Below are 12,243 nucleotides of genomic sequence, written 5' to 3' on the forward strand. Positions count from 1 at the left end.
CGGCTTCACGACCAACTTCAATTCTGGCAGAGCGATATTTTCCTTCTCCCTCAGCCAGAACCACGCGAGTCATACCGCCAGAACGGATGACTGAGGAGCGTGGAATGGTTAACACTTCATCACTTGATACAGGTTTCAGTGCGACGTTAGCGAACATATTCGGCTTAAGTTCACCTTGTGGATTATCGAATCGAAGGCGGACACGCAATGTACGCGTACTAGGGTCAAGAATAGGATAGACATAATCCACTTCACCATTCCATTCTCCACCTGGTAAGGCATCCAACGTCATGGATGCTTGACTGCCTTGTCTAATCCAATGAGATTGACGCTCAAAGACTTCTGCATCTACCCATACTTGATTCAAAGGACCTGCGCTGATCACCGCTTGAGCTGGAGAAAGGTAGCCACCTTCACGAATATTGAGGCTTGCAATAACGCCGTCTGCCGGCGCTTTAATTTCAATGGTTTGTGACGCTTTACCTCGACGGGCGATAGATTTAATTTGATTGCGGTCAACCCCCAAAGTGATCAAACGATCGGTAGCACCTTGTATCATTCCTTTACGCTGGCTCTTATAGGCACTGATCAGTTCTTCTTGTGCTTTTACAAGCTCTGGGGAATACAGAGTGAACAGCGTGTCACCTTGTTTCACTTTTTCACCAACAGCATTGATATAAAGCTTTTCAACCCAACCCGATACTCGAACATTGGTCTGCCAAAGTTGACTCTCATCAAAGGCGACATAGCCGACAGTTTCGATGCGTGGTGCAAGCACTTCTTGCTGCACAGTATCTGTTTTAACGCCAAGGTTATTTTCAACAGCAGGATCAATTTTCACTGTTCCTGGCTTGTCGTTACTACCATTGAGATCATCAGCATAGACAGGAATAAGATCCATCCCCATAGGGGACTTTCCTGGCTTATCTCGCTGATAGTTTGGGTCCATCGGTGCGACCCAGTACAGAGGTTCATCACTTGATTTAGACTCAGAAGCTATCATTCCAACCATGTTATGGTTCATGCCTGAAAGGTAAATATTCGCTCCGAACCCCAATGCACCACCAACCAGTAGCGCTAGGCTTGCAACTTTAAATGTACTCATCTTGATTCCTTTATTATTGTTCTTTGTACTGAGTGTTTGGCGCAGAAACTTGATATTCGAAACCACCAAGTAACATGGATAACTTGCTATTGACCTGGTTCATATCGGTGATTAGGCGAGCAAGCTCCATTTGAAGAGCCAATTCATCGGTTGATGCAGTGATGACATCACCAAACTGAGCAGTATTGTTCTGATAACCGCGCTCAACCGCTTCAATGCGGGCTTTGGACTGAGGTAATAAGCGCTCTTGGTAGCGCTGAATGCGTTCAATGAGATTCATTCTGTCCGTCATTAATGCGTTTACTTGGGCGTTCATTTGAGCGAGCAGCGTATCTTTTTGATACTGCGCTGCGCCCACTTGGTATTGAGCGGCCGCTACATTTTTATCTTGGCGGTTATCAGTGAACAAAGGGATATCCATAGTAAGATAGGCACTCAGCAAATCTGAAGCTGGCTCACCTTTCATGTTGTCAGATTGACGGTAGGCATACATCACTTCGACACCAAATTGTGGTGTATAAGATTGTTCAGCAACCTCCACTTGGGTGCGATTGGCAGAGATGTTGGCGTCAGCCATTTGCGCCATAGGATGTTGGTTAAGCAGTGAGTAGTACTGAGTGTTGCTGGTTTGCTGCTCTAAAAGCGTATTCAAACGCGACCAGTCTAATTGATAGCCTGCCTGATTCGAATCAATGGAACGGTGATTTAACCACTCTGAGCCTAGCCATTCTGATAACTGAGCTACAGCTCGATTTTGCATTTGTTGATTCGATTGCAGCTTTTCGTCGAGCTTATTGACTTGAAGTTGGGTGTTAAGCAGATCTTGTGCTTCGCTCTTACCAATTGAGTAATTAGTTTGAATATACTGCTCCATCTCTACCATGAGACGTTGATTAGATTCAATCAACGTTTCTGCGTGTTGAAGGTAGCCCAGTTCCAACCATAGTTGAGTAATACTATTCGCCACTTCACGCTCTCGAACTTGCACCTGATACGCTATACCATCTGCCTGTTGATTAGCTTTGCGTTGATTAAGATCTAACGTTGCACCACGCTCAAACTGTTGCATAATTCCAACAGAGATATTTGTCATGGGGTCTTCGTCAAATTTAAAGGAATCCACAGGTAAACCGCCAAAGCCCACCTTAAGTTTTGGATCCATGAGAGTCGAGCTTGCAACGCCCGTTTCACGCATCGCCTGTGACTGCGCAGCATATTGAGAGCGACTCGTATCATTTGCTAAAGCCGCTTCAATTAGTGCATTCAACTGCTGCGTCGAAGCTGAGATAGTTTGTGGAGTCGCGTTCGACCCCGAATGTGACAGGGCAGGCATCGTATAAATTGCAGCCGCTACCCCAAGACTCAGGGCTTTAAAAGCACTTAAGCCGTTTGATTCAATATTCATTATTATTTATCCACGTAAAAACGATATGGACATACCTCAACTTCTGCCTTCCAGCAGATAGAATTGAGAGCTAAATAGTTATGATAGTTGAATTAAACAGAGGGTGGACGCAGTAAGCTCTGAATACGAGTTACTGTTACGCCTATTTTGATTGGGTGACGCAGAGCCTGTTCAGGTTCAGAGATGCTGATTAATCGAGAAGATGAGAGTGGAAAAAATACGCTAGTACACACACTTTTACAGCAGTCCCCACCAGAGGTAGATGAACCATCGCAATGAGTAGAACTATCGCTCTTTGTCATCTCTATATCCATCGGTGGGCAGCCTATCATCGCATGATGGCTTGCTGTAGTCTCAGACATTTCCATCGAGTCATGGTGAGAACGTTGGGTTTGAATTGAAGAGGACGATATTGCACTCATATCCATCATTGGCATACTCGAGACGTAGCTCGACATCAACATCGCTAAGATGCTGATAATCAAAATACTTGTTTGTCTCAAAGAGTCTGTCATATCGTACCTTTTCACTACGCGTTCATAATACATTATAAAAACTGATGAACAATAGTGATATTTCAAATTTATTGGTGTTAAAGATTATTGAAAATAAAGACGAATTCAGTTCGCTCATCCTTCGCATTTACTAAGATATCTCCGTGATGTGCTTTCATGATAGCCTTAGCTATAGGAAGTCCTAATCCAGCCCCAACACTTCCGTTATGGGCACGCGACTTATCTGAACGATAGAACCGTTCAAATATATAGGGCAAAGAGCTCAAAGGTATAGGCTCACCAACATTGCTGATTATCACCTTGTTGCTCGTTTCTGATTCGGAGATTACTACCGATATATCCGTATTATGGAAGCAGTGCCTCAACGCATTAGACAACACATTACCAAATGCTCGTTGAAGCATATCTTTGTCACCGAACAGAGTCGAGGAACCATCTAGGGTAAATCGAACATTTTTTTCTTCTGCCAACACATCATAATATTCAAGCAAAGGGTTGATTACTTCTCTCAACTCTAACTCTGCATCGGTCTTGTGCAGAAGCCTATTCTCTGATTTAGCTAGGTATAATGTATCTGAAATGGTCTTATTGAATCGCTCTAGCTCTTCGATGTTTGATACTAGAATGTCTTGATACTCTTCAACGGAGCGCTCTATACCAAGTGCCACTTGAGTCTGGGTCAAGATATTGTTCAACGGTGTTCTTAACTCATGAGCAATATCTGATGAAAACTCACTCAACCTGAGATAACCTTCTTGCAACCTCTCTAGCATTTCATTTTGAGAAATAATTAAGTTGCTTAACTCCTTTGGAAGTGAGTCACTTGGTATACGAATGCTGAGGTTGCTAGTATTTACTTGCTCGATATACTCTTTTAATTGTTTCAGTGGCTGTAACCCATTTCTAACAATGATTAATGCATAAGCACCCGATAAACTCAGTGTTAAAACTAATGTCCAAAATAGAATGGTATTTAGCTTGTCGAAAAACAGCTTGTGATGAGTCACATTCATTGCGAGCACGATCGCACCGTTTTCTACCTCAGGATAATCGAACTTAAAAGCATGAAAACGGTTGTTGCCTACACTCCATTCATATGAAGAGCTACCTATCAGCTCAGATGGAAGGTCAATAGCTTCATTGTTCGTTTGCACCACCTGTTGATTGTTTAATATCCAGGCTGAGATATCCCATGACTGGAACAAGTCTAGATCTCGCTCAACAGTACTTATTAAAGGAAGGAGTTTTGTTTCTAGGTGCCTATAGTCCTGCTCATTAAAATGGTTCTTGATAGCGTGTTGGATCGTTAAAGCAAACACGACTAAAACTACAAAAGAGGCTGTGACAAACATAAACACCAATTTGCGTGCAATTGATTGATTTAGTAATTTTTTCATTCTACGGCGTCATCAAGCTTGTACCCCATACCTCGCACGGTCTGGATAAGTTTGTTCTGATAAGGCTTGTCGATTTTCGTCCTCAATCTTTTCACTGCTGCATCAATGACATTCGTATCACTATCAAAGTTCATATCCCAAACAGCGGACGCTATCTGAGTGCGAGTGACAACTTGACCCCTCTTCGTAAATAAATATTCCAGCAAAGAAAACTCTTTTGCCGTCAGAGGGATCGTGTCATTGTTTCGAGTCGCCTTTCGTTTAAGTAAGTCGAGGCTCAAATCAGCAATACTTAGAACAGACTCAGTTTTGACCGTGGTAGTTTGGTGACGTAATGCATTTTTGACTCTTGCAAGCAATTCGACAAAGGCAAAAGGCTTAACAAGGTAGTCATTCGCTCCAAGTTCAAGTCCTTTCACTCGATCTTCAACCTGATCTTTAGCTGACAAAATAATGACAGGTGTAGATATTTCACTGCTGCGAAGTGTCTGCAATAACTGCCACCCATTCAACTTTGGTAGCATAATGTCTAAAACAATGAGATCATATTCATAAGTGGTCGCTAAGTACAACGCATCAACACCATCGGTAGATAGATCTACAGTGTAGCCTGATTCAATTAGGCCCTTTTTAAGATAAGCTCCAGCTTTCTCTTCATCTTCTACAACGAGTAATTTCATATAAGAAAAATGCCTTCATTTCCTTGGATGTTATACATCGAGCTTGTGATTATATGATGGTTTAGAAATTTGATTTTTCGTATTATTGTCAAACAACAAAACGTTTTCTATGACAGACGTAACACCATTTCCTTCTTGTGACACACATAGAGTATCTAGTAATGCACCAACCAAACTCTGAGTATGGCTATGACCAATGAAAACATCTAGTTGGTAATGTGTATTTAAAGCATGGGTATCAATTAGGTTCGCATGACTTCCACGCCCTTGTACTTGATAAATCGTGAAGTTTCGCACCCCTTCCTCTGCGAGAACTGATTCAATATCCTCAAGCTTTTGTTCCTGAAATATTACCGAAATTTTATCAATCATAGTTGCTCCTTAGCTCCTAGAACAAATTGATGCTCTAGGAGCTCTGCTGAGGTTAGTTGTTGCTATCTCGTTCTTGATAATGAACATTAAGATGTACTTTGGCTACATACTCTATCTGACCTTGATTATTCAATCTTTCCTGAACAGTTACATACCCTCCATCTTTCAGGTGAGTAGAATTTCGAGCACTACCATAAGTTCTTACAGGGACCAGAGCTGTACTTAAATCTCGCCCGCTCATATCCTCAAATTCTGACAGTTTTTCCAGCCCTAACGTGTATGCTTGCTGTTTAGAGCTCACGGCATCAATAGAGACAGTTTTATGATCAACTCGACTTACATAATTGCCACCGGAATACAATGGTTGTGCAAATGATGCGGCACTAGTAAGTATAATAGAGCTAGTTAATAGAGTTTTGACTAATAGATTCATTATTATTTCCTTCTCTGTTTGGATGCTCTTAGTTTATCTAAACCAGTGTGACCGTTTTCGGCACTCAAACATGACATTTTTGTCATATTAAGATTTAGGAGCTACTCATCATTTTTTTGCACTCTTCTGGCATGTCTTCCATGTTCATGCTTTGCATCATTTGCATGTGTTCCATCATTCCTTCGTGATCCTTCACTTGATCCGTATGAGGTCGATTAGCATGTACTTTCTCATTTTGAACGGCATGGTGGTCTCGATGCTGATCATCGATGGAACTTGTTGCTAGCACTGGCATCGCAACTAAGCCACTTAATAACACTGATACATATAACTTTTTCATAAAATCACCTAACCCTTACTTATGCTTTGAACTGTTGATTGTTTTCAATTTTTTCCACCGATTGCTCGTTGGCTTCGGAGTCTTTCTTTTCACTCGGCATCATCATCTTCATCATTAAACCATGCATCGCTAAACAGATGATTAATGGAACAATCGCACTACTTAGGTATGCCCAACTAAACATCTCTTGGCTAGAAGAGAGAATAAACAATGGAATACCCACCATTAGTAACGCGCATAGAACCATCATCCATCCATGACCTTTATGATGACCATTCTTGTGACAATCTGATTTTTTGCTTTTCATTCTCTTGCTCTCCAAAATAACTTTAACTCGTTTAACTGAGATTCAGTTTATCGCAGCACTTAGATCAGTAATGGGGAGGGGTTCATGACAATTTTGTCATCTTAGCCGTTTTTCTTACCCCAAAACCACCAGACGATAAATACGATTGCTGTAAGACCTAAAAAATTGACTAACATGGCATTACTCCTCATTGGTTGTAGGGGCTGAAGGTGGTGTATATAAGCGCAAGCGATTTGCATTGGTTACAACGGTAACAGAGGAAAGTGACATCGCTGCCCCAGCGATGATCGGGCTTAATAGCCAACCCGTGAATGGAAACAGGAGCCCTGCTGCTACGGGAATCCCTAAGCTGTTATAGATAAACGCCCCCCACAAGTTCTGTTTAATGTTCTTCATTGTCGCAGTACTGATCCCAATCACATCTGAAATACCGTGGAGTGAGCTGCGCATCAAGGTAATATCGGCACTTTCAATCGCGACATCCGTACCACTGCCAATAGCAAAACCAACGTCTGATTGAGCAAGTGCTGGCGCATCATTGATACCATCACCGACCATGCCAACAACATGCCCTTTCGCTTGCAACTGCTTAATCCAGTGAAGCTTATCCTCAGGCATCAATTCCGCGTGATATTCATCAACATTCGCGAGTGATGCCACCGCTTTCGCTGTATTGTGGTTATCACCCGTTAGCATCACGACATGGATGCCTTGCTGATGAAAACGATTTATCGCACTTCGAGCATCATCTCGAATGGGGTCACTGATACCGAACAGCGCTTGTACTTGATCGCCTATCGCAAAATACACCACTGTGTTAGCTTCTTGCTCCCACTGCAAAGCATGCTCTGTTACCGATTCAACATTGACGTTAAACTGGCTCATCAGCTTGCGATTGCCAAGCAACACGCGTTGACTCGCATACTGAGCCTGAACACCAAGCCCGGTTAAGGACTCGAAATCTGACACTTCTGGTAGGTTCGCTTCATCATGCACCTCACTTTGAGTAAATGCGATTAACGCTTTAGCTAGCGGATGGTTAGAGCCTTTCTCCAAAGCATTGACCAGAGGCAGAAGCTCTGAGTCTTCTGACAACAAAACAGAATTTGTTACTTCAGGTTTACCTTGAGTAATCGTGCCGGTTTTATCCAATACAACGACATCCAATTCACTGGCTCTTTGCAGTGCTTCACCATTTCGGATTAGCCCGCCAAACTCGGCTGCCTTACCGACACCGATCATAGTAGAAATCGGCGTTGCAAGACCAAGTGCACATGGGCATGCGATGATCAACACCGAGGTTGCTGCCACAATCATATAAACTAAGGAAGGTTGAGGACCAAAGTTATACCAAGCCATCGCTGTCAGAATCGATAGAATCATCACGGTTGGTACAAACACTGAAGACACTTTATCGGCTAGATGGCTGATTGGTGGTTTTGAGTTTTGTGCGTTCGACACCATGCTAATGATTTGAGCAAGAACTGTATCACTGCCCACTTTCTGCGCGTCAAAAACGAAACTTCCGTGGTCATTAATCGTCCCAGCAGACACTGAGCTGCCCACTTGTTTAACAACAGGGATAGGCTCTCCAGTGAGCATAGACTCATCAATCGTTGTCTCGCCCTCTGTAATCACACCATCAACCGGGACCTTTTCACCAGCTCTAACGCGAATCAAGTCGCCTGCGATAACTTGTTCAATCGGCAAAGACATCTCTTTACCGTCTCGAATCACCATGGCAGTTTTGACTCTCAAATCAAGCAAACGCTTGATAGCCTGCGAAGTTCTGCCTCGCGCCTTTAACTCAAGCGCCTGTCCTAAATTGATTAAACCAATGATCATGGCAGTAGCTTCAAAGTAGAGATGCCTTGCACTTTCTGGAAGCCATTGCGGCCCGACTACGACCATCATTGAATAGAGCCAGGCGGTGCCCGTTCCTAGCGCTATCAACGTATCCATGTTCGCATTACGGTTCAGAAAGGCCTTCCAAGCTCCAGTAAAAAAGTGCTTGCCCGCACGGACTAAAATGAAAAATGTCACTAAACCTACGGCCAACCATAGCAACTGCTCAGATTGCGTATTGACATTCATTGGTCCGCCGAACAGACCGTACACCATCAACGGCACGCCGAGACCAAGACCTATAATGCTTTGTTTTACTTTAAAGCGATACTCCTGCGCTTCACGCTCTTCTTTAAGGTCGCTTGCTAATGCCTGGTCGATAATTTCTTCTGCGTCATATCCTACGCCTTGTATCGCCTCAATGAGTACACTAGCAGACTGATTTGACACCACGGTCGCCGTGCGATTCGCAAAGTTCACGTCCACAGAGTCGACTCCTGACACCGATATAAGCGCACTTTCAATCGTATTAACACAACTTGCGCAAGTGACACCGATTAATGACAGCTCAATACTGACATCCGACGCCTGTGTTGTTTTCACTTTATTCGATTTAATGACGTCCGTAGTTTGTGGTTGTGTGTCATCAGTACTACCGCTATAACCCAGTTCGACTAATTCGCCTTCAATGTCATCGCCGTTCAAACTGCTATTCACCACCAATGTTTGTTTGTCTAAATCAACAACTACTTGAGCGGAAGCGTCCAGTTCAACTATTGCTTTAGTGACTTTACCCACACAGTGTTGGCAAGTAACATTAGATACTGATGTACGATACTCTTGCTGCGTAGGTATTGAAGCTGCATATCCTAACTTTGCAATGACTTCTATCGCGCTTTCCGGCATTAACGTGGTAATAAGCTCTGCTCTGTGTTTGGTATCATTAATAGTGAAAGATACATCCGGGTCTCTTTCACGTAACCCATCTACAATTTTAGCGACACATCGGCCACAATTAATGCCGGAAAGTGCTAGAGAATACTGTGTTGTGTTCATGTTAGTTTTCCTCACGTAATACTTGATGGTGCTTCTCAGACCAGTCTTCTATTAAGCAACACAGTGCGTTGCCGTTGGGCTCCATATCCGGCTTTTTATCCCACTCTGCATAAGTCTCTTCCATCATGGCTAAATGGCGTTGGTATTCTTCGATTTTTCGCTTGATTTCTACAATTTTGTCAGTCAGCATTTGCCTCACAGCAGGGCAAGGAGTCTGCCCTTGCTCAGAGTAATCAATGATTTCTTGAATCTGACTAAGGCTAAAACCAATAGCTCTTGCATGAGAAATGAACTTCAGGCGATTAACCGCACTTTGTTGGTATATCTTGTAGCCATTGTTAGGATCTCTCTCTGCATAAAGAAGACCTTTTCGAGTGTAAAACCTGACTGTTTCAGCAGTCACACCTGCTGCTCTAGCAATTTCAGTTGTCAACATAATCCATGCCTCTGAAGGTTTAATGCACATGAAACTTTGTTCGTTTTATGTTGCTAGCCAAAAATAAATGCGACTAAAAATATAATCACAAACAACCCAATAAACAGTTTAAGTAACAACTTAGGGTCACTGCTCCCACCGTTTGGGGCTTTGTTACAACAACTCATAACTATCTCCAATTCGTTACCAATGTGTATTAGTTGTAGCTTAAAACCTATGTGTTAGACATAGGTCAAGCGTATTGAGAAAAAATTCAAGAGGAATGTTATTGGTGAGGGATAAATTGGGATCTAATTGCAATAATGTAATGAACATTAACTCTAAATGATCTGGAGGCTCTCCGGATTCAGGTAGTGCCACGAATCGCTTAACCACATAGCTAAAAACACTAGAGTTTCTCAGCAACCCTCCCTGCCCAATCTAAGATTGATTCGATTGGAATACCTGTCGGGTGCCCTTCTACTGACTTAGGGTGAGATATACCAATATGCTTTTTGAAGCCAAACATGGCATCCATTTCTTGTGTTGGCCATCCAAGAGACTTTGTCACCACGCCTATTTTAATTCGAGAAAACTGTTCTTTCCAATTACGAGTATCGTTCTGCCGCACGCATTTGGTTGAGATCCATTTATTCAGGCCTGTTACATCTGTCTCAATCAAGTAATTAATATGGCCGTTCCGTTCAACGACAACGCAACGAATCGTTCTCTTGGCACCAGAGTCAATCAGGTGACATTTACTACGCCCAACCTGATCCAGCTCGTGAGTATAAGAATCAATGATTGTACAGGCGTATTTTTCCTCTAGCATTTGCACCATCATGTTAAAGGCCGTAAAGCGAGAGGCATACTCCTCAGACCTATCAGTACCATCTTGCATACCTCCACCCATGTCTGCCGAAGGTATCTCACCATTACTGCCAGGCTCATTGGTACTGACCTTATCACCAGCTTTCTTAGCTGCATCTTTGCTTCTATCTGGTCGATGACTCCTTTTGGGTGTTGTTGCTTTCGACGTTGAAAAACTATTTTTAAACCTTACTGAGCAGGTATTTTCACCTAGCAAGAAGGCGTGGTTAGCATCGGACGCCTCGCGATCATCATCGATAATATGATCTTCTGGGCGCTCATACGGTTCCGGGCCTTCACCACCACACGTTGGTTTTTGACCTTCATCTGGATGCGTAAAAGACGGGTTATGGAAGTAGACCCGAGACGGCATTTGAGCATTAATTTCAATATCTGTGATCTTTTCCACCAGAAAATAGCGACCACTTGCATCAAGCCTGCCTTCGTATTCGAAAGACCATCCAGCCATTTGTGGCGGATCAAAGTGAAATAGCCAACGCTTATACCCCGCAGACACATCTCGTTCCTTTTCGACGTTGAAATATCTAAAAATCGACTCAAATGAACGCTTTGCATTGCTATCAATAAGCAACCAGCTCAACATTGCTCTCGTTGCTGAATCATTGAATGCCGAAGGAGGAAAGTTTGATGTTTGCAACACTTCGATATTGGCATAGTCCTCCTTGGTGTTTACTTCGACCTTGAAGTCTGTAAGCAAACGAGAAGACATTAATGACGCTCGCGATAAGTACGAGCTGGCATAAAATAGGACCCTTGCCAGCTCAAGCTGAGGAATAACCAGTGTAGGGGCAGCGCCTCGGTCTAATATAAATGCATGTTGCTCTGACTCTTTCTTTCTCAAAGACTCTGCTGACTCTGAGTCAGGGAACTCACTCAAACTACTGTGTCGAAGGAACTCATTACTTCTAAATTTGTGACTTCCTCGTTTAGCGTAACTTTCTGATAACCCTCTTTGATTAATTATTTTTCCTCGATATAAAGCAGGAACGTTAGAAAATGCAGTCGCATGAAAATTATTTTTCTGCTGTGGTGGATAGCACCAAACTTCAATTGAAGGCCGGTAAGACGAATCACTTGTTCGTACTAATACTTTACCTGTATGGACTATACGTACATCATCGTCACACTTGTAAAACCTAGCTCCCATATCATTTCCTTATTTGATGTTTGATCCTATAACTACCCAGTCGAGCAAATCGTCAACGATTGGCAGTATTCTTTCTTTCGGGAGACTTGCTGAACGCATCAATTTCCAGCGACTCATTCCTGAACCTTTTTTTGATTTTGCAATTACTGCCATGACTAGCCGACGAGCTTGAAACTCAAAGACGCTTTCTTGATACCGATTCACAGTAAGAGATAGTAAGGGTAATAAGTTCAGTTTTTTGCTCACCGAGCCGTAATCATCTAGCTGCTTAAGTAAGAAATTTTTGCTTCTTCGAGGGCCATCAATAACGGTATCTAATCGTTCGACAACCCTAA

General features: G+C 42.9%; 12 protein-coding genes and 1 pseudogene. All 13 read right to left on the minus strand.

The features are described from left to right. A partial coding sequence (locus QTO00_RS12295; RefSeq protein ID WP_331425074.1) for an efflux RND transporter periplasmic adaptor subunit occupies positions 1-1,105 on the minus strand: 1,105 nt, incomplete at its 3' end. Between the two features lie 13 nt (positions 1,106-1,118). Beyond that, complete coding sequence (locus QTO00_RS12300; protein ID WP_443088925.1) at positions 1,119-2,510, minus strand: TolC family protein; 1,392 nt, start codon at positions 2,508-2,510, stop codon at positions 1,119-1,121. A 92-nt stretch (positions 2,511-2,602) separates the two neighbouring features. Further along, positions 2,603-3,025 carry a hypothetical protein gene (locus QTO00_RS12305; protein WP_054963215.1) on the minus strand — a complete coding sequence of 141 codons (423 nt, stop codon included), beginning with the start codon at positions 3,023-3,025 and terminating at the stop codon, positions 2,603-2,605. Between the two features lie 77 nt (positions 3,026-3,102). After that, the gene (locus QTO00_RS12310; RefSeq protein WP_054963216.1) at positions 3,103-4,422 is read right to left on the minus strand and encodes a heavy metal sensor histidine kinase; all 1,320 of its coding nucleotides are present in this window, start codon (positions 4,420-4,422) and stop codon (positions 3,103-3,105) included. Continuing rightward, the gene (locus tag QTO00_RS12315; RefSeq protein WP_054963217.1) at positions 4,419-5,102 is read right to left on the minus strand and encodes a heavy metal response regulator transcription factor; all 684 of its coding nucleotides are present in this window, start codon (positions 5,100-5,102) and stop codon (positions 4,419-4,421) included. The genes QTO00_RS12310 and QTO00_RS12315 overlap by 4 nt, the downstream gene beginning before the upstream one ends. Positions 5,103-5,132: 30 nt before the next feature. Then, complete coding sequence (locus tag QTO00_RS12320; protein WP_331425075.1) at positions 5,133-5,474, minus strand: P-II family nitrogen regulator; 342 nt, start codon at positions 5,472-5,474, stop codon at positions 5,133-5,135. Positions 5,475-5,526: 52 nt separating this feature from the next. Then, the gene (locus QTO00_RS12325) at positions 5,527-5,907 is read right to left on the minus strand and encodes a DUF3316 domain-containing protein (RefSeq protein ID WP_054963219.1); all 381 of its coding nucleotides are present in this window, start codon (positions 5,905-5,907) and stop codon (positions 5,527-5,529) included. A 94-nt stretch (positions 5,908-6,001) separates the two neighbouring features. Then, positions 6,002-6,247 (minus strand): hypothetical protein, encoded by a 246-nt coding sequence (locus QTO00_RS12330; protein ID WP_331425076.1) that lies wholly within the window; start codon positions 6,245-6,247, stop codon positions 6,002-6,004. A 19-nt stretch (positions 6,248-6,266) separates the two neighbouring features. Further along, positions 6,267-6,554: a hypothetical protein gene (locus QTO00_RS12335; protein WP_104046715.1), complete on the minus strand. Its 288-nt coding sequence runs from the start codon at positions 6,552-6,554 to the stop codon at positions 6,267-6,269. Between the two features lie 180 nt (positions 6,555-6,734). Beyond that, entirely contained in the window at positions 6,735-9,455 is a 2,721-nt protein-coding gene (locus QTO00_RS12340) for a heavy metal translocating P-type ATPase (protein WP_331425077.1), read from the minus strand. A 1-nt stretch (position 9,456) separates the two neighbouring features. After that, complete coding sequence (locus QTO00_RS12345; protein ID WP_331425078.1) at positions 9,457-9,891, minus strand: MerR family DNA-binding protein; 435 nt, start codon at positions 9,889-9,891, stop codon at positions 9,457-9,459. 388 nt (positions 9,892-10,279) lie between these two features. Beyond that, positions 10,280-11,908: a Tn7-like element transposition protein TnsE gene (locus QTO00_RS12350; RefSeq protein ID WP_101411137.1), complete on the minus strand. Its 1,629-nt coding sequence runs from the start codon at positions 11,906-11,908 to the stop codon at positions 10,280-10,282. 9 nt (positions 11,909-11,917) lie between these two features. Continuing rightward, positions 11,918-12,243: pseudogene (locus QTO00_RS12355) on the minus strand (TnsD family Tn7-like transposition protein); the annotation flags it as partial.

The organism is Vibrio sp. M260118, assembly GCF_036533755.1.
Classification (GTDB): domain Bacteria; phylum Pseudomonadota; class Gammaproteobacteria; order Enterobacterales; family Vibrionaceae; genus Vibrio.